At 33.2% G+C, this 23,351-nt stretch carries 15 protein-coding genes; 12 read left to right on the top strand and 3 right to left on the bottom strand.

From position 1 onward, the window contains the following. Positions 1-65: 65 nt before the first annotated feature. The 4 genes from JI750_RS02770 to JI750_RS02755 all read left to right on the top strand — a co-directional run bounded on the left by JI750_RS02770 (position 66) and on the right by JI750_RS02755 (position 6,682). A complete protein-coding gene (locus JI750_RS02770; protein WP_201998823.1) occupies positions 66-2,567 on the top strand; it encodes a DUF5686 and carboxypeptidase-like regulatory domain-containing protein in 2,502 nt (833 codons plus the stop codon). Between the two features lie 216 nt (positions 2,568-2,783). After that, the gene (locus tag JI750_RS02765; RefSeq protein WP_201998822.1) at positions 2,784-3,383 is read left to right on the top strand and encodes a DNA-3-methyladenine glycosylase family protein; all 600 of its coding nucleotides are present in this window, start codon (positions 2,784-2,786) and stop codon (positions 3,381-3,383) included. Positions 3,384-3,494: 111 nt separating this feature from the next. Then, positions 3,495-4,025: an inorganic diphosphatase gene (locus tag JI750_RS02760; protein ID WP_111288276.1), complete on the top strand. Its 531-nt coding sequence runs from the start codon at positions 3,495-3,497 to the stop codon at positions 4,023-4,025. Between the two features lie 113 nt (positions 4,026-4,138). Beyond that, positions 4,139-6,682: a sodium-translocating pyrophosphatase gene (locus tag JI750_RS02755; protein ID WP_201998820.1), complete on the top strand. Its 2,544-nt coding sequence runs from the start codon at positions 4,139-4,141 to the stop codon at positions 6,680-6,682. 80 nt (positions 6,683-6,762) lie between these two features. On the opposite strand, the gene JI750_RS02750 is transcribed toward JI750_RS02755, so the two are convergent. Then, positions 6,763-7,377, bottom strand: coding sequence for a deoxynucleoside kinase (locus tag JI750_RS02750; protein WP_111367772.1), 615 nt, complete (start codon positions 7,375-7,377; stop codon positions 6,763-6,765). After that, a complete protein-coding gene (locus JI750_RS02745; protein WP_201999763.1) occupies positions 7,377-8,192 on the bottom strand; it encodes a hypothetical protein in 816 nt (271 codons plus the stop codon). Before JI750_RS02745 ends, JI750_RS02750 begins: the two co-directional genes overlap by 1 nt. Positions 8,193-8,404: 212 nt before the next feature. Between JI750_RS02745 and JI750_RS02740 the strand changes: the two genes are divergently transcribed. The 3 genes from JI750_RS02740 (at position 8,405) to JI750_RS02730 (ending at position 14,386) form a co-directional block, all read left to right on the top strand. Beyond that, entirely contained in the window at positions 8,405-9,292 is an 888-nt protein-coding gene (locus tag JI750_RS02740; RefSeq protein WP_201998818.1) for a GLPGLI family protein, read from the top strand. A gap of 49 nt (positions 9,293-9,341) precedes the next feature. Continuing rightward, positions 9,342-12,029 carry a carboxypeptidase-like regulatory domain-containing protein gene (locus JI750_RS02735; RefSeq protein WP_201998816.1) on the top strand — a complete coding sequence of 896 codons (2,688 nt, stop codon included), beginning with the start codon at positions 9,342-9,344 and terminating at the stop codon, positions 12,027-12,029. A gap of 92 nt (positions 12,030-12,121) precedes the next feature. Then, positions 12,122-14,386, top strand: coding sequence for a hypothetical protein (locus JI750_RS02730; RefSeq protein WP_201998814.1), 2,265 nt, complete (start codon positions 12,122-12,124; stop codon positions 14,384-14,386). A gap of 111 nt (positions 14,387-14,497) precedes the next feature. Here the strand turns inward: JI750_RS02730 and metK are convergent, their stop codons facing one another. Further along, positions 14,498-15,748: a methionine adenosyltransferase gene (metK, locus tag JI750_RS02725; protein ID WP_111367782.1), complete on the bottom strand. Its 1,251-nt coding sequence runs from the start codon at positions 15,746-15,748 to the stop codon at positions 14,498-14,500. Positions 15,749-16,294: 546 nt separating this feature from the next. Between metK and JI750_RS02720 the strand changes: the two genes are divergently transcribed. The 5 genes from JI750_RS02720 to JI750_RS02700 all read left to right on the top strand — a co-directional run bounded on the left by JI750_RS02720 (position 16,295) and on the right by JI750_RS02700 (position 23,203). Then, on the top strand, positions 16,295-19,141 hold the full coding sequence (locus JI750_RS02720) for a TonB-dependent receptor plug domain-containing protein (RefSeq protein WP_201998812.1): 2,847 nt from the start codon (positions 16,295-16,297) through the stop codon (positions 19,139-19,141). Positions 19,142-19,481: 340 nt separating this feature from the next. Next, positions 19,482-19,658 (top strand): hypothetical protein, encoded by a 177-nt coding sequence (locus tag JI750_RS02715; RefSeq protein WP_177211093.1) that lies wholly within the window; start codon positions 19,482-19,484, stop codon positions 19,656-19,658. A gap of 69 nt (positions 19,659-19,727) precedes the next feature. Continuing rightward, positions 19,728-21,032 (top strand): O-acetylhomoserine aminocarboxypropyltransferase/cysteine synthase family protein, encoded by a 1,305-nt coding sequence (locus JI750_RS02710; RefSeq protein WP_201998811.1) that lies wholly within the window; start codon positions 19,728-19,730, stop codon positions 21,030-21,032. A 230-nt stretch (positions 21,033-21,262) separates the two neighbouring features. After that, positions 21,263-22,351, top strand: coding sequence for a homoserine dehydrogenase family protein (locus JI750_RS02705; protein WP_201998810.1), 1,089 nt, complete (start codon positions 21,263-21,265; stop codon positions 22,349-22,351). Between the two features lie 636 nt (positions 22,352-22,987). Beyond that, entirely contained in the window at positions 22,988-23,203 is a 216-nt protein-coding gene (locus JI750_RS02700) for a hypothetical protein (protein ID WP_201998809.1), read from the top strand. Positions 23,204-23,351 lie beyond the last annotated feature (148 nt).

The following is a 23,351-nucleotide window of genomic DNA, read 5'->3' as shown; positions in this document are numbered from 1 at the left end:
AATACAAAATACTCATAAAACTTCATCAGACAACATGGATTGGTGAAGTTTTTTTTTACTTTATAATGAACAAATTAACTCTACTTCTCTTATATTTTTTATTTGCTTTTGCGAATGTCGCTACTGCACAAACTAAGGTGAGTGGAATTGTTTTGGACAAAACCAATCAGCCGATACCTTTTGCAAATGTGGTATTTAAAGGTTCAAATATTGGGATTGTTTCAAATGAAGATGGTCGTTTTTATTTAGAATCACCAAATACCTATACTGCGCTTTTGGTTACTTCAGCAGGATTTTCGGATAAAGAAGTTCCTTTAGATAAAGCAGTTAATTATAATTTTAAAATTGTTTTGTTCGAAGAGCAAGTGCTTAACGAAGTTGTAATTTATACTGGAAAAACTTCTAAGAAGAATAATCCGGCATTGGATATTTTGAGAAAAATCTGGGAAAGAAAACGTAAAAACGGATTATACCTATTTAATCAATATCAAATGCAGAAGTACGAAAAAGTAGAATTTGACATGAACACTATTGATAGTGCATTCATGAAGAATAAGCTTTTTAAAGGAATGGAGTTTATCTTTAATCACGTTGATACTTCAGATGTTACAGGGAAAACTTATTTGCCAATTTTTATAAACGAATCGGTTTATGATGTTTATGGTGACAACAAACTAAAAAAGGTAAAAGAAAATCTAACTGGAAATAAAATGTCTGGTTTTAACGGAAACCAGCAGATTTTATCTTTTGTAAAAGATCTTTATTCTGAGTATAATATTTACGACAATCATCTTAAATTTTTTGATAAAAGTTTTACGAGTCCACTTTCGAGAACGGGAATCGATGTTTACAATTATGTCCTAAAAGACAGCGCATTTGTCGATAAAAAATGGTGTTATAATATTGTTTTCTATCCGAGACGTAAAAACGAATTGACTTTTAAAGGAGATTTTTGGGTTAATGACACCACTTTTGCCATCAAGAAAATTAATATGGGTGTTACAAAAAGTGCCAATATTAACTGGGTAAAAGATATTTATATCGAACAGGAATTTGAGGTTGAAAACGATTCTGTTTTCCTTTTGACCCGTGATTATATGATGTCTGATTTTGCTTTAAACAAGAAAGAAAAATCGAAAGGAGTTTATGGAAAAAGAACGACTTTATACCGAAATCATAAATTCAACATTCAGAAACCTGAGAAATTCTATAAAGAAGAAGTCAATTTTATAGACAATGCCGTTTACGACCGACCGCCTGAATTCTGGGAAGAAAATCGTTTTGAAAAATTAAATAAAGACGAGCAGGGAATTTATAAGATGCTCGATACATTGCAAACCGTCAAGCGATTTAAGCAGCTGTATAATCTCGTCTCGATTTTAGGAAGCGGTTACATTGAATTTAAAAACTTCGATTACGGACCAATTTTCTCAACTTTCGGATACAATGAAGTTGAAGGTATAAGGTTAAGGGTAGGTGGAAGAACTTATTTCGGACCAAACGATCCATGGCGTATTCAGGCTTATACAGCATATGGATTTGATGATAATAAATTCAAATATGGTGTTTCTGGAAAATGGATGGTTGACAAGAAAAACCGAGTTATTATTTCTGGTGGAAATAGGCGCGACATTGAGCAGATTGGTGCAAGTTTAACCACTACAAATGATGTTTTAGGGCGAAGTTTTGCATCTTCGGCATTGTTCACGACCGGAAGCAACGGAAAATTGACCAATATCAATTTAAGTAATGTTTCTGTTGAAATGGAGCCTAAAAAGAATTTTATTGTCTCAGCTGGACTTTCATATCGAACATTAGAATCGGCTTCTAAGACATTTAGTTTAGATTATTATACAACTTTACCAACCGCGGAAAATCCAGCTGGAGTTGTCGAAAGCATGGTAAAACAATCTGAGGCAAACATTCAGTTTGAGTTTATGCCAAACAGAAAAACTATTGGTTATGGCGTAGAAAGAGATTTAGTTGATAGTCCTTTTAGTCATTTCTTTGTGAATTTCAGTTATGGATTAAAAGGCGTTTTTGACAGCGATTTTGCTTACGAAAAAATTCAAGTTTTCTATAGACAGCCAATTATTATTGGTCCCTTAGGAAGAACAAATATTACAGTTGAAACAGGAAAAACATTCGGTACAATTCCGTTAGGTTTGATGAGTGTAATTCCTGGTAACCAGACTTATTTTACAATTGAAAATACATTCAGTAACCTGAATTTCTACGAATTCGTAACGGATCAATATACAACCCTACAATGGAATCATGATTTTGGAGGAAGATTGTTCGCTAGAATTCCTTTCATGAGAAAACTGAATTGGAGAGAATATATTGGAGTTAGAGCTGTCCACGGAACAATTTCTGATGCCAATCGTGCCATAAATGCTTCTGGATTGCCTTATAATGCTCCTGAAAAAGTGTATTATGAATATCATGCTGGTATTGGAAACATTTTTAAAGTCTTCCGTATTGATTTTTCTTGGAGAGGAAATTACTTAGATATGCCTGATGCTCATAAATTTGCAGTAAAAGGATCTTTCGGATTTTATTTTTAAAGATGCAAAGGCTCAAAGTTACAAAGTCGCAAAGGTTTTAAATCTTTGCGTTTTTTTTTGTTTCTAGCTTTCAATAATCATTGAGATTCGAGATCAGATTTTTATCTGCTTAATCTGCAAAATCTGCGAGAGATAAAAAAAACTTAGCGACTTAGCGACTTTGCGAGAACTAACTCCATTTTTCTTAAATTTGATTTACTTTCGAAAACTATAATCATGCAAGAAGCCATAGATTTCCTTTCCTCTAAAAATTCAATATTTCTAGAAATCATAGAAAAGTATGGATTGCCACCAATCCCTAGACGTCCTCCAGGTTTTGAAACTTTGGTTTTATTAATTCTTGAGCAGCAGGTTTCTATAGATTCGGCGAAAACCACATTCTTAAAAATTAAAGCTTTTACAACTTGTAATCCTGAAAACATGGCGGTTTTGTCTGATGAAGAATTTCGAAATCTTGGAGTAAGCCGTCAGAAAACAAGATATATCAAAGTTTTAGCGGAAGCGGTTTTAAACAAAGAATTAGATATCGAAAGTTTAGCTTCAAAATCTGCAAAACAAGTTCGCGAAGAGCTAATTAAATTAAAAGGAATAGGCAATTGGACAATAGATATTTATCTGATGTTCTGTCTTGAAGAACCCGATTTAATCCCGTTAGGAGATATAGCAGTCATAAATACAATCAAGGAATTGTTGAATATTCATGATAAACAAGAAATGGAAATTCATGCTGAACAATGGAGTCCGTATCGTTCTTATGCGACCTATTTACTCTGGCATTATTACTTGAAAAAAAGAAATAGAACAATTAGCTATTAAATGCTTGTTTTTTAAACTCTAATGAGGATAATTTAACCTTGTTTTTTATTGTAAAACTAGATTCTTTAGTTATTTTTGCAACCGAAATTATAGAAACAATAAAAAACAAAAATGACCGCAGACAAATTAACGACTTTCGATGTATTGATCGAAATACCAAGAGGAAGCAGAAATAAATACGAGTACGATTTTGAAATTAAAAGAATGCGTTTCGACAGAATGTTATTCTCTTCAATGATGTACCCAGCTGATTACGGATTTATTCCAGAAACTTTAGCTTTAGATGGTGATCCTCTTGACGTATTAGTTTTGGTAAACGAACCAACTTTCCCTGGATGTGTAATGGAGGTTAAGCCAATCGGTGTTTTCCACATGGCAGATGACAAAGGACCAGACGAGAAAATTATTTGTGTACCAGTTTCAGATCCAATCTGGAATTCATTAAATGACCTTTCTGATATCAATCCGCACTTAGTAAAAGAAATCGAGCACTTTTTCCAAGTTTACAAAGATCTTGAAAACAAAAAAGTAGATGTAGAAGGATGGGGAGATGTTAAAGAAGCTTACGATATTATCGCTGAGTGTACAAAGCGTTTTGATGATATTGAAAATAAACCAGCAGGATTATTTAGCATTAAATAATTTTAACCGTATTCTAATATAAAAAAAGCAATACTGCCGTCAGGAGTATTGCTTTTTTGTTTAAATTCGTTTTAGTTAGATTGTTGACTATTAACCAAAACCATTAAAATATTATGAATGCATTTATGATTTACCTGCCGATTATTATGGCAGTTTTAGGATTACTTTTCATGGGAATAAAAAGGACTTGGGTTTTAAAACAAGATGCTGGAGACGGTAAGATGAAAGAGATTTCAGATTACATCTACGAAGGAGCCTTAGCCTTTCTAAAAGCTGAATACAAACTATTAACCATCTTTGTAATTATTGCCAGTTTAGCTTTGGCAGGAATTACTTTTATTCCAGGAGTAAAAACACATTTATTAATCGTAATTGCATTTATTTTTGGTGCATTTTTCTCTGCTTTAGCGGGAAATATGGGAATGAAAATAGCAACAAAAACAAACGTTAGAACCACTCAGGCAGCACGTACTAGCTTACCACAGGCTTTAAAAGTTTCTTTTGGTGGTGGAACCGTAATGGGATTAGGTGTAGCAGGTTTGGCTGTTTTAGGTTTGACATCATTTTTTATCATTTTCTTTCATTTATTTTCTGGAGGAGTTTGGAAAGATACCGATACAATGACGGTTGTCTTAGAAACTCTTGCAGGATTTTCATTAGGAGCTGAATCTATTGCTTTATTTGCTAGAGTTGGCGGTGGAATCTATACAAAAGCAGCAGATGTTGGAGCTGATTTAGTTGGGAAAGTTGAAGCTGGAATTCCAGAAGATGATCCTCGTAACCCAGCAACAATTGCAGATAACGTGGGAGATAACGTGGGAGACGTTGCAGGTATGGGTGCCGATTTATTTGGTTCTTATGTGGCAACTGTTCTAGCTGCAATGGTTCTTGGAAACTATGTGATAAAAGATATGGGTGGAAGTATCAATGATGCTTTTGGCGGAATTGGACCAATTTTGCTTCCAATGGCTATTGCCGGTTTCGGAATTTTATTTTCAATTATCGGAACAACTTTAGTAAAGATCTCAGATGATAATGCTAAAGAAGCACAAGTACAGAAAGCATTAAATATAGGGAACTGGGTTTCTATTGTTTTAACAGCTGTGGCTTGTTTCTTCTTAGTACAGCACATGCTTCCTGAAACAATGCAAATGACTTTTTTTGGAGAAGGTTCTAAAGCGATTTCATCAATGCGTGTTTTCTACGCTACATTGGTAGGATTAGTTGTAGGTGGTGCTATTTCATCAGTAACAGAATATTATACAGGATTAGGAACAAAACCAGTTTTAGCCATTGTTCAAAAATCTTCTACAGGAGCAGGAACAAACGTAATTGCAGGTTTAGCAACAGGTATGATTTCGACTTTCCCAACTGTATTATTGTTTGCTGTGGCAATTTGGATTTCGTATGCTTTAGCAGGATTCTACGGAGTAGCTTTGGCAGCTTCAGCCATGATGGCTACAACGGCAATGCAATTGGCAATCGATGCTTTTGGGCCAATTTCTGATAATGCTGGAGGTATTGCAGAAATGAGCGAATTGCCAAAAGAGGTTCGTACTAGAACCGATATTTTAGACTCAGTAGGAAATACAACCGCAGCAACAGGAAAAGGGTTTGCAATTGCCTCTGCTGCTTTAACTTCATTGGCCTTGTTTGCAGCATATGTTACCTTCACAGGAATTGACGGAATTAATATCTTTAAAGCACCAGTTTTAGCGATGTTATTTGTTGGTGGAATGATTCCGGTAGTTTTCTCAGCTTTAGCGATGAATTCTGTTGGAAAAGCGGCAATGGATATGGTGTATGAAGTTCGTCGCCAGTTCAAAGAAATTGCTGGAATTATGGAAGGGACAGGAAAACCAGAATATGGAAAATGTGTTGAAATTTCTACAAAAGCTGCTTTGCGTGAAATGATGCTTCCAGGGATTTTAACGATCGGTTTTCCAATCTTGATTGTGCTTTTAGGAAAATTAGTTTACTCAGATAACAATCAATTAATCGCTGAAATGTTAGGAGGGTATATGGCTGGAGTTACGGTTTCTGGAGTTCTTTGGGCAGTTTTTCAAAACAATGCAGGAGGTGCTTGGGACAATGCTAAAAAATCTTTTGAGGCTGGAGTTATGATCAACGGAGAAATGACTTATAAAGGTTCTGATGCACACAAAGCAGCAGTAACAGGAGATACAGTTGGAGATCCATTTAAAGATACTTCTGGGCCATCAATGAATATCTTAATCAAATTAACTTGCTTGATCGGATTGGTAATTGCGCCAATTTTGGGCGAAGGGCACGCTCCGTCAGATATTGCTGCAAAAGCTTCTTGCTGTGCTAAAACAGAAATGCATGTAGGAATGTCTAAATGTGGTGATATGTCTGGAATGACAAAAGAAGAATGTATTAAAATGTGCAAAGAAAAAGGTTGTTCTGAAGAAGAAACGGCAAAATGTTTAGCACACTTTGACAAAACTGGAAAATACCAAAAAACAGATTGTTTTGATACTAGTAAATATGAGAAACAATCGGTTCGAGTTGAGGTTAAAAATATCAACGGTAAAACCACTGGAACTGTTACTAAAACTGAAAATGGTAAAACAACTACAGAAGTTTTTGAAGGAACCGAAGAAGAGGTTTTAGCAAAAGTTGAAGCTGCAAAATAATAACTTTGACAGAATTTATTAAAATAGAAAATGCCTCTAAAATTATTTAGAGGCATTTTTATATTTGTGTAGATTATGTTTTAAAATAATCCGTTCAGTTCAGCATCAATTTTATTAATAATATCTCCTAAATCTTCAGGATTGTCAACAAAATTAATGTTGTCAACGTCAATTATTAGTAATTTTCCTTTGCTATAAGTCTGAATCCAAGCTTCGTATCTTTCATTCAAACGGCTTAAATAATCGATAGAAATAGAGTTTTCGTATTCGCGTCCACGTTTGTGAATTTGTCCAACTAAATTCGGAATCGAACTTCTTAAATAAATCAATAAATCTGGAGCTTTAACCAATGATTCCATCAATTCGAACAAAGACGTGTAATTTTCAAAATCACGACTTGTCATTAATCCCATTGCATATAAGTTGGGAGCGAAAATATGTGCATCTTCGTAAATCGTTCTGTCCTGAATGATTTTTTTTCCGCTTTCGCGAATTTGCTGCACTTGACGGAAACGGCTGTTTAGGAAATAAATCTGAAGATTGAACGACCAACGCTCCATCTGATGATAGAAATCATCCAAGTACGGATTGTCAACTACATCTTCATAATGAGGTTCCCATTTGAAATGTTTCGCCAATAATTTGGTCAGAGTAGTTTTTCCTGCGCCTATATTTCCTGCTATTGCTATGTGCATTACGGTGTTACGATTTTATAATTTGATATATCTGTAGCTGTAAAAATAGATAAAATTTGGTCTTTGTAATAAAAATTGTCAAAGGTTTTTTCTAAAACTTTAATTTCAGAAATTACCTCAGGATTTGATTTATTAAATCCTTTAAAATACAATAAATTACCCTTAGCGAAAAGATATTGAGAAGAGTTAACGATAGAAATTTTATCAAAATTAGCAATTTTCCCTAACGAAGTTATCTTTCCAAAAATGTCACAAGAGTACCAATTATTTTTCTTGTCAATCCAATAGAAAGTATTAAAATCGGTTTGATAATACTGAATAGGTTCAGTCAGCGGAATTGAAACCGTTTTGTATTCATTTTTTAAATAATCAAAAAGACCAATCTGCTGGTTTAAAGTGTTATAAATCCATAATTGATTTTGCGTAGACATTCCGATGGCACTTACTACAATTGGATTTGCATTCTGCGAAAAATTAATTTCGGTCATTTTATTTAATTGATTGTCCAACAAAACAACACTATTGAAATCTTCATAAAACAAAACAATTTTTAACGGATTTTGAAGGTCAACTTTCGTGATTTTTCCCAAAGAAACATTCTTGTATTCGAAGATTTCTTTTCCTTTAATTTTACTAAAAACATTATTTGTTATCTGATAAGAATATCCAAAAGCATCATATCCTAAAAACGTATCAGAAGTATTTTTATATTGGGAAATTAAAGTTGGATTTATACTCAAATCCTGAGCTGAAAGCGCATGAAAAGTGCAGAAAAGAAATAAAGAAAATATAATTTTTTGCACCATTTTACAAATTGAAAATTATTTTACAAGAGTACCAAATTACAAAAAACTCTCTTTAAAATTTCAATTTTGAGCCTTAAACCTTTTTAAAATCTAATAGTCTAAAAAATAAGCGGTTCTATCTATACCTTAATGCCGTTTATATATTTAGTTTTTTGAATTTTAAAATTAATAATACATTTGAATGTAAGTTTTGTCGGATTTACTCACTTAAAGAAAATGAAATGAAAAAGATATTTTTTTATATGACTTTACTGCTTGTTTCTATGCAAATTCAAGCTCAAAAAGATTTTCAAGGAATGGCCGTTTACGAGTCAAAAACACAGGCGCCAAAATTTGAGGGAATGCGCGGAAATAGAGATATTACGCCAGAAATGCAGAAAAACATGGAAGAGCGCATGAAAAAAATGCTCGAAAAAACATTCATTTTAAATTTCGATAAAGCTGCATCAATTTATAAAGAAGAGGAAAAGCTAGAAGCGCCTGGTCAACAGCAAGGAGGTTTTAGAGTTATGTTTGGCTCACTTACTGGCGGTGGCGGTACTTTTTATAAAGATGTAAAGGCAAAAACGTATACGGTCGATAAAGAATTTATGGGCAAGGAATTTCTTGTTGTAGATTCTCTTCCAAAATTAGAATGGAAATTAGAACAGGAAACCAAACAAATAGGTGGTTACAATTGCTTCAAAGCGACAGCAGTAAAACAGGCTAGCAAAACTGATTTCAGAAACTTTAGACCTAAAAACAATGACGACAAAAAAGACGAAGTTAAAAAGACCTCGGGCGAGACAAAAACCAATTTCGCAGACAATTTTGAAATTCCAAAAGAGATAGTTGTAACAGCTTGGTATACACCAGAAATTCCGATTAATCAAGGACCAGAAAATTACTGGGGACTTCCAGGATTAATTTTAGAAATTAACGATGGAACAACTACAATCTTGTGTTCGAAAATTGTTTTGAATGCCAAAGATAAAGTGGAAATAAAACCTTCTAAGAAAGGAAAAGTAATTTCTCAGAAAGAATACGATGAAACGGTAATTAAAAAAATGGAAGGATTCAGGGAGATGAATCGCGGCCGTGCAGGCGGGCCTCCTCCAATGGGAAGATAATGTATTTAAAATTCCAATTTTCAAAATCCAAAATTTCAATATTCTTATAATGAATAAGATACTTTTTTTATTTGCCATACTTTTTACTTCTATTTCCTTTTCGCAAAGTGTCCGTTTTGACGGTTTGATTCAGGACGAACAGAAAAATCCGTTAGAAATGGCCAATATTATGGCTATTAATAATGGTACAAAAGCAATGGATTCTTATGGAATTACGAATGACAAAGGAAAATTTCAGCTGACTTTAAAACCTAATACTGCTTATACTATTAAAGTGAGTTATTTGGGAATGAAGTCTAAAGAAATTTCAGTGTCAACAAAGTCTGAAAATATGAATCAGAATATTGTTTTGGATGGCGCAGGAATAGAATTGGAAGGTGTTGAAATTGTTCGTGAAATGCCTGTTTCTATAAAAGGTGACACAATTGTTTATAATGCTGATTCTTTTAAATCTGGAACCGAAAAAAAGCTTGAAGATGTCTTAAAAAAACTTCCAGGAGTTGAGGTAAATGCCGATGGAGAAATCGAAGTTGAAGGGAAAAAAGTCAGTAAATTAATGGTGGAAGGAAAAGACTTTTTTGACGGAGACACAAAACTAGGTGTTAAAAATATTCCTGCTGATGCTATTGATAAAGTCCAGGTTTTAAGAAATTATAACGAAATAAGCCAGTTAAAAGGTCTAGAAAACGATCAGGATAATGTAGCGATGAATATTAAACTGAAAGAAGGCAAAAAGAACTTTTGGTTTGGAGACGTTACTGCAGGAATTGGTGTTGCAGAATTGGACAGTAGATATATCATTAATCCGAAACTGTTCTATTACAGTCCAAAATACAGTATTAATTTAATTACCAATTTTAATAATATTGGCGAATTGCCTCTTACAGCACAGGATTACTTTAAGTTTACAGGAGGTTTTAAAAATGTGATGAAAAAAGGAGGCAGCAATTTTAATGTTTCTTCTAATGATTTAGGAATTTCATTGCTTCGAAACAATCGCGCTAAAGAAATTGAAACCAAATTTGGAGCAACAAACTTTGCTTATTCAGTTAATAAAGCTTGGAATTTAAGTGGTTTTGGGATTCTCTCGACTTCAAAAACGCAATTAGAAACAAAATCTCAGACAACAATTTTAGATTCTGGAGATCAGCAGAGACGTGATGAAAATACAAGTCAAAAGAATAATTTGGGTCTTTTTAAATTAAGTTCAACATACAAGCCAAGCGACAAATTTCAGTTTGATTATGACATCTTAACAAAGCTGACAAAACAAGAAGAATATTCAGATTTGTTTAGAGAACAGATTGTTCAGAATGTCGCGACTTCAGAAGATATTTTTACAACTAAAAAGCAAGATCCTACTTCTGTTAACCAAAATTTGAGTTTGTATTATACACAAAGTGCTAAAAATATTTTTGCTTTTGAAATGCAGCATTTATATCAGGACGAAAATCCATTTTATAATGCCAATTTACAAACGCTTCCTTTTGCTTTGTCAGGATATGATGTTACACAATCTAGAAATGATTACAACCAGAATCGTTTTGTAAAAACTAATAAGCTAGATGCCAAACTGGATTACCATTATATGGTAACGCCAAAAAGTAATATCAATATTACATTAGGAAATACCTATTCTTATCAGAACTTCGATTCTCATATTTTTCAAATGTTAGATAATGGAGACAGAAATGATTTAAATAATTCAGAGAATAATAACGATGTAGATTACAGATTTAATGATGCTTTTGTAGGCTTTCATTATAAAATCTTGACTGGAAAATTTACTTTGACGCCTGGAGTAAGTCTGCATACATATCAAATGATAAATGGACAATTGGGAACTGATTATTCTCAGAATTTTGTGAAAGTGCTTCCCGATTTCTTTGCTCTATATCAAATCAAAAAGTCTGAAACACTTACTTATAATTTCTCTCTTACAAATGATTTTACCGATATTAATCAATTGGCAGCTGGTTACGTTTTATCTGATTACAGCAGTTTGTTCCGCGGAAATCGTTTCTTAGAAAATGCTACTTCACAAGTGCATTCGCTTCGTTATTTTAAGTATAATATGTTCAATTTCGAGAACATTTTTGCCAATGCAACTTATACAAGAAAAGTAGATGCCATTAAAACAAAAGCCAATTTTGACGGAATTAATCAGTCTTCTGTTCCGTACAATTCCAATTTAGCTGATGAGACTTTTACAGGAATGGGAAATTATGGGCGTTCGTTTTTAAAGAATTATAAAGCCTCTGCAAATGCAACTTTTAATTGGTCAAAATTCAATAATATTCAGAACAATCAATTGTCAACAACAGAGAGTTTCAGTCAGAGTTATACTGTACGAGCTTCAACAAATTATAAAAATCTTCCAAATATCGAATTTGGATATAACCTTTTGGTTAATAAATACAGCGGTTCAACTTTTTACACTGATAAACCATTTGCAAGGTTAGATTATTATTTCTTGGATAGTTTTTCTTTTGTTTCAGAATACGAATTCTACCATTATTATAATGGAGATAAAACCGTTGATAACGAATATGATTTTTTAAGCGCCAGTTTAATTTATCAAAAAAAGAATAGCAAATGGGAATATAAAATCTCGGCAACCAATCTGCTGAACACCACTTATCTTAATGATGACAGCTTTTCGCAGTTCTCAACACGAGTTTCTCAATATACGGTTCAACCACGCTACATCATATTTTCAATGAAATACAATTTGTAGTATTTTTGTTGCTAATATTGTGGTTTTTGTGATTTGTTTAATGAAGAATCAAATATCTTTGCGCTATATTATTAACAACTAAAAACGTAATCATGCGCAATTTTACATGGAGTTTTTTACTCTTGTTTGCTGGAATGTTTGTTTCTTTCTCTCAAACAAATGGCATTGAAAAAGGAACCTATTTATCTACAAACAAAGGGGGGAAGATTAAGTTAAATTTATTAGAGGATAATAAATACGAATTGGTTTTTTACTCGGGAGGTTATGAGATTAAAGGCGATTCGCTAGTTTTCTTAAAAAGCACTAATAATAAAGTAAACATATTTGATCTTTCTTTTGTTAAAGATAAAAAGGCAAAAAAAGTTAAGATTAAATTCTTGAATCCGTCTTATTACTCATTTTATATAGGAACCCAAAAAGGTTCAGAATCTGTTCAATACCAGAAACTTTCAGACATAAAATCGAAAGTTGATCCTGAATGGACAAATACCGATTTAGAGTTTGAAATAGATAAAACCGATTTTCTTTATTTGGTTTATGAAGATTATGACGGAAAAAGTGATGTAAATAAATATGCATTGCCAAAAGATGTTTCAGAAGTAACAATCAATTATGATTTAGCGGTTTTAAATGATTTAAATCTTATTGGATCTTTTGATCAAAAAACGAAAGAATTGAAAATTTCTGATCAATATGGAAAAGATCCTTTGGTATTTATCAACGAAAAACAGGAGCAACCAATTAAAGTTGCTGCAATAGTTCCTGTAGAAACACAAATTATCCCAAAGTGGACTTATCCAGGAAAAGAAAATACTTTAATCAATGATGATTTTGGTTCTGAAGTTGTAATAGATAGTGCTGCTGCAGTAGTGGAAGCTGCGCCGCTTGATGCTACAATTGCGCCACCAGCGTATACGACTTATGATTTTAAATTGAAAATCGAAAATAGTTTAAAAAAAGCAATAGAATCTACTAAAACTGCGAGCAATAAGTTTCTAGTTGTTGTAGTTGACAACAAGAATAAAACTGCAAAAGAAAGTTTTGATGCTTTTGTAAAAGAGCAGGAAACGCAGACAGGATATAATATGTATGATTCTTATAATGCTCTTTATGACATCTATAATTATTATTTGGCTGGAGCCGATGATAAAAAATGGCTGAAAAATAATAAAATCACTAATGATCCAAGCCTATTGGTTTTAAGTGGAAACGGTGATTTGCTTGCTGTTGCAAAATCAGATTTAACAACGCAGCAATATCAGTTTAGCTACTATGGTGATTTTTATAAGAGGCTTCAAAAAGCAAATGCGTTCCTTTCTATAGATAAAGTTTTAAAGAACAAAAAAGCTTCAGATGCAGATTTAATTAGTGCTTTTAATAAAGCGGCTTTGTTAGAAGCATCTTATGATTATGATTCAGATTATTCTGTAAACGATCCTAATTCTACTGATTTTGTAATTACAAAAACGGCTCTAGATCAGAAAGAAGTAGCTCAAACTTGGAAAAAATTGATTGAGGCACATCAAAAAGATAAAGCCATAAACATGTATTTGGCTGAGACAATTATTAAAGAAATCAAAAATCAAGGATTTACAAAACAGCTTTTCAATACAGACAGAATTCTAAATGATACAGATTTCTTGGCTATCGATTATTTACTAAATCACTCAGAAGATATTGAAAGTAATCGTACTAATTTTAATAGTAAACAAGGAGAACTTCATGCCATTGGAAATGTAGTTTCTGAAATTTCAGATGCATTGCAGCAAAATCTTTATCTTTCTCAAGATGGAGTTTCTGGAGAAATGAATAAAGAAAAAATCAATTCAATTTATAAGAAAATCATTGCTTCTGGAAAAGGGAATTTTGATGTTTATAGAAATTACTTCTACTATTTAAGCCAAATTGAAGAAAAAGATGGTTCTAACATAACTTATTTAAGAGAGTTCAATATGTATTTTGATAATACATTAGCAGGACCAAGTCCGATTGAAAAATTAGACGCTATTTTTGGAGGTTTAGATTCTAGCTCAAGTTATTCTTATGATGGATGGAGTTCGTTTAAGCTTTACCATTCGGATATTTGCAACAATGCAGCATGGACAGTGGTATTAAAACCACAGAATTCAAACTTTATTAAAGAGGCAATTAAATGGTCTGAATATAGTTTGGTGATATCTAAAAATAATCCGTACTATTTAGATACTTTAGCACAATTGTATTATAAAGATGGGCAGGCACAAAAAGCTATCGAAACACAGGTTTTAGCAGTAAAATTTATTACTAGTGATATTGATGTAGAAACTGCAAATCAAATGAAAGAAGTTTTAACTAAAATGAGTAACGGAACGTATTAATAAAGAATTATCAGTATAAAATAAAAGCCGATTTCTAGAATTAGAAACCGGCTTTTTTATGTTTAGCTAATCTAAAATGTCTAACAATCAAAGTTAGTCTATAGATCTGAATTACAATCCAAATGCAGCTTTTACTTGGTCAACAAAATCAAGTTTTTCCCATGTAAACAACTCAACAGTAACTGTTTTTTCGTTTCCGCCTGGAGCAGAGAAAGTTTTAGTTACAGTTTCTGGTTTACGCCCCATGTGTCCGTAAGCAGCAGTTTCGCTATAGATTGGGTTTCTTAATTTTAATCTTTGCTCAATAAAGTAAGGACGCATATCGAAGATAGCTTCTACTTTTTTAGCGATTTCACCATTAGTTAAGTTTACTTTAGAAGTTCCGTAAGTTTCAATGAAGATACCCATTGGCTCAGCAACTCCAATTGCGTAAGAAACCTGAACTAAGATTTCGTCAGCAACACCAGCAGCAACTAAGTTTTTAGCGATATGACGAGTTGCATAAGCAGCACTTCTATCTACTTTACTTGGATCTTTTCCAGAGAATGCACCACCACCGTGAGCACCTTTTCCACCGTAAGTATCAACAATGATTTTTCTTCCAGTTAAACCAGTGTCTCCGTGAGGACCTCCAATAACGAATTTTCCTGTTGGGTTAATATGGTAGTTGATTTTATCGTTGAATAAATGAGCGTGCTCTGGGTTTTTAGCGATAATTCTTGGAATCAAGATTTCGATAATATCTTTTTTGATTTTAGCTAACATTGCAGCTTCTTCATCAAAATCATCATGCTGAGTTGAGATAACAATCGCATCAATACGAGTTGGTTTGTTATCGTCGCTATATTCTAAAGTTACTTGAGATTTAGCATCTGGACGTAAATACGTGATTTCTTTGTTTTCACGTCTTAAAATAGCTAACTCTTGTAATAATTTATGAGATAAATCTAATGCCAATGGCATGTAGTTTTCAGTTTCGTTTGTAGCGTAACCAAACATCATTCCTTGGTCACCTGCACCTTGCTCTTCTGGCTTAGCTCTGTCAACACCTTGGTTAATGTCTGCAGATTGCTCATGAATAGCTGAAAGAATTCCACAAGAATTCGCTTCAAACATATATTCACTTTTAGTATATCCAATTTTACGGATTACCTCACGTGCAATTTGCTGAACATCAAGATAAGTATTCGATTTTACTTCACCTGCTAAAATAACCTGACCAGTTGTAACTAATGTTTCACAAGCTACTTTTGAGTCAGCGTCAAATGCCAAAAAGTTGTCAATTAAAGCGTCCGAAATTTGATCTGCAACTTTGTCTGGATGCCCTTCACTAACAGATTCTGACGTAAATAAATAAGCCATAATAATGTAATAAAAATGTATTAATTTTAAATTTAAGCGAGGAAATGATTGCTAAAAAGGGCTAAAGGAGAGTATCTGCTTTAGCATTTTTTACTGCTGAAATTAATTTCTCAGCATTCATAACGAAATCATTTCATTATGAAGAGGTTGCAATCAGTTCAAATTTTTCCTCTATTTCGGGTGCAAAGGTATGAAACCATTTTGATTTGCAAATTAAAGTTCAACTTTTTTTATTTTTTATGACAGAAATTTAACAGTAGCATACTATTTTGATAGGGTAATAGAAAATATTTTGCTTTTTGTTTGGTCGATTAAAAAATAGTTCGCAACTTTGCCCCGTTAAAACAAAAGAAACAAATGAAATTTACAGTTTGCAATATGATGTCTTGTAAGATGCCGGAGTTATCCGCAGAGACGCTATTGTAGTTATTTTTCAATAAAATATAAATAGAACCTCTGCCGAACCGCAGAGGTTTTTTTATTGCAAAAATGAAACCTGTAAGATTTTTTTTAAGCCAAAAAAACTAATTAATCAGTAAAGAAGAAATGAAGAAAAATGTACTAATCGTTTTGGGTCTTGTGACATTTTCAGGACTTTATGCTCAAGACAACAAAAAAGAGCAGGATAGTTTAAAAAACAACGAACTGTCTGAAGTTACTATTATTGGATCAAGAAGTAAGAACAGAGTTAAAACAGATGTGCCAGTTCCGGTAGATGTTTTTAACGTATCAGAAATAACAAAAGGAGCACCGCAAACCAGCGTAACTCAAATTTTAAATTATGTTGCTCCGTCATTTACGAGTAATCCAACATCTACAGCAGATGCAACAGACCACGTTGATCCAGCACAATTAAGAGGATTAGGGCCAGATCAGGTTTTAATTTTAGTAAACGGAAAAAGAAGACATACAAGTGCTTTAGTAAACATAAACGGATCGCCAGGAAGAGGATCTGTGGGAACAGACTTAAATGCGATTCCGTCTTTTGCTATCGAAAGAATTGAAGTTTTAAGAGATGGAGCTGCCGCACAATATGGTTCTGATGCGATTGCTGGAGTTATCAATATTGTTTTAAAGAAAAACGCCAATTATCTGACAGGAGGAATTCAATATGGAGCGAATCTATCTTCGGGATCAAACAATTTTGAAGGAGGCGCAGACGGACAAACTGCTCAAATCGATTTAAACTACGGAACTTCATTAGGCAAACCTGGCAGTTTCTTGAATGTTACGGGAACTGCGGTAACAAGACAAGCAACAAGCAGAGCAGGAATTAGAAGCAATGCTATTTTTAATGCCTACAATGCAGTCGAAAATAGAGCTGCGCAAGATGGAGTAGAAATCAACTCTTTATTTAGTAATATTAATACGACTACAAATTCAGCTCAGATTTTGTCTTCTTTAAAACAATATGCACCACAAGTAAGTTATTTTACAACGGCACAGCAAAACGCTATTGCATCAGCATCGACAATTGCACAAATGCAAACGGCTTTAAATTTTGATGTGACTAATAATGAGTTAGCTTACAGAAATCAGCAGAGAAGTGATTATAATATGAGTGTTGGACAGTCTGAATTGGCTACAGGACAATTGTATTTTAATGCAAAATATCCTTTGAGCGAAACTACTTCTTTATATTCATTTGGAGGGGTTTCTTATAGAGGAGGTAAATCGTATGCGTTCAATAGATTGCCAAATGGTTCTGGTACTTTCACGCAAGTGTATCAAAACGGATTCTTGCCTGAAATTGAATCGAAAATTTTAGATGCTTCTGCAGCAGTTGGTGTAAATACGCAATTATTTGGCTTTGATACCGATTTAAGCACCAACTTAGGAACAAACTCTTTTAACTATGATGTGAATAATTCCATCAACGCGACTTTAGGAACCAATTCTCCTTTTAGTTTTGATGCCGGAAAAGTTTCGTTTTTACAGAGCACTACCAATTTAGACTTTAGCAAAAAATTGGATGTTCTTTCTGGGTTGAACGTTGCTTTTGGAGGTGAATTCAGATATGAAAATTACCAAATTAAAGCAGGAGAAGAAGCTTCTTACGGATTATATGATGTCAACGGAAATTTAGTTTCAGGAATCTTGCCAAGCAATTCACCATTAATTGTAACTGACTTCTTCGGAAACAAACGTGGAGCAGGAGCGCAAGGATTTTCAGGATTTCAGCCTTCGGATGCTAAAGAAAAAGACAGAAAAAGTGGTGCCACTTATGTTGATTTAGAATTGAATGCCACTGAAAAATGGCTTATAAATGGAGCTGCGCGTTATGAAAATTATTCAGATTTTGGAAATACAGTGACTTTCAAACTAGCTTCTCTTTTAAAATTAAATGATAATATCAATTGGAGAATTTCTGGACAAACGGGTTTTAGAGCGCCTTCTTTGCAGCAAAGATATTTTGAGTCAAGCTCTACCCAGTTTATCAACGGCTCTCCATACCAAGTGGGTTATTTTACCAACGATTCACAAGCAGCAAAAAGTATTGGAATTGAAAGCTTAAAACCAGAAAAATCAAAAAGCATCAGTACAGGATTTACATTCAAAATTCCTGAAGCTAACATAACCATTGCAACTGATGCTTATTTTACAAGAATCAACGACAGAATTGTATTGTCTGGACAATATTCTAGACCTACAGATGCACAAATCGGTGCTGCAACTTCGCCAGAACAGGCAGAGGCGTTGACTTTGTTTCAGCAAGCATTTGATTTGAAGGGTGTAGAAAGAGCTTCTTTCTGGACAAACGGAATCGATTCTGAAACAAAAGGAATTGATTTGGTAATTTCTCAGAAATACGATGTAATTCAGGATTTTGTCATTAAAAATGATTTTGCATTTAGTTTCAACGAAACCAAAAGAGTAGGAGATTTGCATATTCCGCAATCTATAGTAAATGAAGGAGGAGAACCTTATATTTATTCTTTCTTCCCAGAATCAAGTCGAGTGTATTTAGAAGAAGCGATTCCAAAATTGAAAGCCAATTTGATGACTACTTTCAGTATTAAAAAACTAGATATTTATTTAAGAAACAGTTATTTCGGAAAAGTTACAGATCCAGGAGCAACAGATGTTAATCTGGACGGATTTTCTTCTGTGTACGAACATCCAGAATACAGCGCAAAATTGGTTACCGATTTGTCTTTAGGATATCAGATCAACGAGCATTTGAGAGCAACAATTGGAGTTAATAATATAGGAGATGTTTATCCAGATAGAAATAACCCTGCAACTCCAGCTTTTACAAATACAACTCCAACTTTGTCGCCAGCGCCAAGTACGGATTTGACAAATGCGAATCAGTTTGCTTATTCAAGAGCAGTTTCTCAATTCGGACTGAACGGAAGATTTGGTTTTGCCCGTTTGAGCTTTAAATTCTAATTAAAATAATTTCTTTCAAGTCTTTTAAACAAAAGGCTTGAAAGAAATCTTTAAAAAAATAATACAAAATTTCAATTTTAATTTGGTCGTTATAAAAATACTTATTACATTTACTCTATCGAATTAGTAGAATTTAAAAAAATAGTCAAATTCAATTTTTAAATCAAAATGAAAACAATAGCAAAAAGAAATATGATGTGTTGTAAGATGATGCAAATGTGCATCCCAATTTGCTGTTGCCAAAAGTGAAAGAGACAATCTTTGTTATAGTTAAACTATAAGCCCTTTTGGTCGCCATCCGAAAGGGCTTTTTTATTTTCAACATTTTAAATTTTAAATCATGAATACACTAGATATAAATACAATCGCATTTCAATACTTATTAAGAAATAATAATTCGGAAGAGACATCGACTGAAACGCTGAAATATGATCCTGCGCAGCAGACAAAAACACAAAAATCATTACTATTTCATTTATATGATCTTGAAGAAGAAGCTGAAGATATTTTAGCTTAAATCAATTTCAAAAATTAAAATCAATTACAATATATAAACGCATTAACAATATTAAAAAACTAAGAAATCATGAGTACACAAAAATTTGCAACAAACGCATTACACGCAGGACACGACGTAACTAAAAACGCAGGAACAAGAGCGGTGCCAATTTATCAGACATCATCATATGTGTTTAATAGCGCAGATCATGCTGCCAATTTATTTGGTCTTGCCGAAGCTGGATTTATCTACACGAGATTAAACAACCCAACAAATGACATTTTAGAACAGCGTCTTGCTGCACTCGAAGGCGGAATTGGAGCTGTAGTAACCGCTTCTGGAGCATCTGCAATTTCAACAACTTTATTGACTTTGCTAAAAGCAGGAGATCATATCGTTGCATCAAATAGTTTATACGGAGGAACTTATAATCTTTTAAAAGTTACCTTGCCAAGATTAGGAATTAAAACCACATTTGTAGATCCTTCAAAGCCTGAAAACTTTACCAAAGCGGCAAAAGAAAACACAAGGGCTTTCTTTGTTGAGTCTCTTGGAAACCCAAAATTAGACGTACTAGACTTAAAAGCAATTTCGGCCGAAGCCAAAGCATTCAAAGTGCCATTTATAGTAGATAATACAGTTGCGACACCTTATTTATTAAACCCAATTAAATATGGTGCCGATATTGTAATTCACTCCTTAACAAAATATATCGCAGGAAACGGAACTTCATTAGGAGGTGTAATCATTGATGCAGGAAACTTTGATTGGGCAAACGGAAAATTCCCAGAATTTACCGAACCATCTGCAGGATACCACGGATTAGTATATCATGAAGCTTTAGGAAATGCGGCTTTTATAGCAAAAGCACGAATTGAAGGACTGCGTGATTTTGGTGCTGCTTTGAGTCCATTTAATGCTTTTCAGATTATTCAGGGATTAGAAACGCTTCCAATTCGAATCAAGAAACACAGTGAAAATGCTTTGGCTCTAGCTGAATGGTTAGAAAAACAAGATGAGGTAGTTTGGGTAAATTATCCAGGTTTAAAAACGAATAAATATAATGCTTTGGCTAAAGAATATCTTCCAGAAGGGCAAAGCGGCATTATCACTTTCGGATTAAAAGGAGGTTTTGATGCAGCCAAAAAAGTGGTAGATGATACAAAATTATTCTCTTTACTTGCAAATATTGGTGACACAAAATCATTAATTATTCACCCTGCAAGTACAACACATCAGCAATTAACAGAAGCGGAACAAATAGAAACAGGAGTTTCTAAAGATTTAATTCGTCTATCTGTGGGAATTGAAGATATTGAAGATTTAATTGCAGATCTGCAAACTGTTTTTGAGAGCGTATCGCTTTCACAATTCAGCATCAATAAAAATTAGGTTTTTTTGTTTTTTGTTTGAAAAATTGCCTTTAGCGAGTGGTTTTGCTAAAGGTAATTTTTTATGAAAAGCATCTTTATAAATTAAATCATATAAGAAATATAAGTGGATTTTAGAAGAAGCGTAATGTAAAGACGCAGCACTGTAGTGTGTCTAGCTTTGTGATGCAAAAAAGATTAAATGAACTTACATCACTTATATGGTTTTAAAAAATTAAAATGTTAGAAATTATGTCAAAGCTTAAAATAAACATTATCCTTTTTGGGATTGGAAATATCGGAAGCACTTTGATTAATCAGATTATTGAAAGTCAGGATTTTTTTCTCGAAAGCAAAAATGTCGATTTTCATTTTCCTATTATAACCAATTCGACGGTTGCTTTTTTTGAGAAAGAAGGCGTCGGCTATTCTTGGGAAACCAATTTTAGACAATTGGCAGTTCCTTTTAAAGTAGAAGATATTGTCGAATTTGCACAAGAAAACGAATTTGAAAACTTAATTGCCGTAGATGCAACAGCGAGTGATGAATTGGTGAAACACTATAATACGCTAATCAAAAACGGATTTAATATTGTAGCAGTAAACAAAAAAGCCAACACGCTTCCGATAGACTTATATAAAGAACTACGAGCAGATCTTAAAAAGTATGACAAGGAGTTTTTGTATGAAACATCGGTTGAAACTGGAATTCCTGTTTTGCAAACATTAAGAGATTTGTACTATTCGGGAGAAAAAATCACAAAGATTCGAGGGGTTTTCTCAGATAATCTGAGTTACGTCTTTAATAGATTTTCAGCAGAAGACGTTTCATTTTCATCTGTTTTAAAAGATGCGAGTCTTTTAGGTTTAATGAAATCAAATTTTAAAGAAGATTTATCGGGAAATGATACTGCAAGAAAACTTTTGATATTAGCCAGAGAAATCGGAAAAGATTTTGAGTTTTCAGACATTAAAATCAAATCCTTTATAACTGAAGAACATCTGGAAAAAAATGGAGTGCTGAATAAAGACGCAGTTGATAAATCTTTTAAGATTGCCAAAATTACTCAGGCCGAAAATCATGTGCTTCGATATGTGGGAGAGTTTGATGTGGAAAAAGGCACTTTAGAAGCTAAATTGATTTCGGAGCCAGTCGATTCTCCAATTGGACAATTAAAAGGTTCTGATGCTATTTTTGAAATTTATACCAAATCTTACGCTGATATTCCAATTGTAATTCAGAGTGCTCCGCCATGCAAACAGGCAATTTCGAGAGGAATTATAACCGATATCCTAAAAATTGTGGAGCGAATTAGGACTAAAGAAGCGGTCTGGCTGTAATTTTTTAGAAAAAAAAGAAAAAGGTTCTTTGATAAACTGATTTGTCAAATGGAATTATTAAGAAAAACGAGTCTAATTTGTAAGTTTTTTACCTTTATTATTTCGTTTTCGTTTTTGTAAGATGTTTTTTGACGTTAAAAAACACATTTTCAACGATTTTTGTAATTAAATTCTTGAATTTAATTTGTGTAATAAAAAAAATATTTGCATATTTGTTATACCCAAAAACTACTAGAAATCAAATGAACTTAAAAGTCAACAAAATGTTTTGTGCCATTTCGGTTAAGACCGAGGCTGGGGTGTCTATTGCTTAAAAAATTGTAAGAATACAATAATAATATAGTAAGAGCCTCCTAAGAAATATCTAGGAGGCTTTTTAATTTACAACAAATGCAGAATTTAAATAAACAATATAAATCACAGATGAATAAATCCTTACAGATGAACAAGATGTTTACTGTCGCGCTTATTTGCGCATACGTCTGTTGATACTAAAAGTATACGTGAGTGTAAAAACTTAAACCCTTTTGGTATCTGAAAAATCCAAAAGGGTTTTTTTATTCCAGAAAACGATTTAACAAAAAGATAAACGAGAAATAAAGATTATAAAACGCAACTTAACTAAAACTTAATATCATGAGCACATTGAACTACTTAGCAGAAAAAATTTCAAATTTGAAAAACAGAAGGACTAGAAAAAATAATCCGCCACCAACAAACGAATTAGCTCACCCAAGATTCGGAATAGCTGAGGCTGGAATCACAGAAGAAGCTAAAGGAGCTGAGAAAAAAGCACCGAACTCTTTATTGTTTTTGATGTATTCAAAAGAAAATGATACGCTTTTTATCTAAACAGAAAAAGCATCATAAACTAGGGTAAAACCTGCTTAATTTTACTGGGCATTTTTGTTCGGTAAATTTTTGCGTATAATAGTTTTTGCTAGAGTAAGTCTCAGAAATTTAACAAACACTTTTAGATAAAATTTGTTTGTTAGAGAAA

It is taken from the genome of Flavobacterium tagetis (assembly GCF_016735615.1).
GTDB classification, from domain to species: Bacteria; Bacteroidota; Bacteroidia; order Flavobacteriales; family Flavobacteriaceae; genus Flavobacterium; species Flavobacterium tagetis.
The sequence above is the reverse complement of the archived record's forward strand: the minus strand, read 5'-3'. Positions and strand labels throughout refer to the sequence as shown.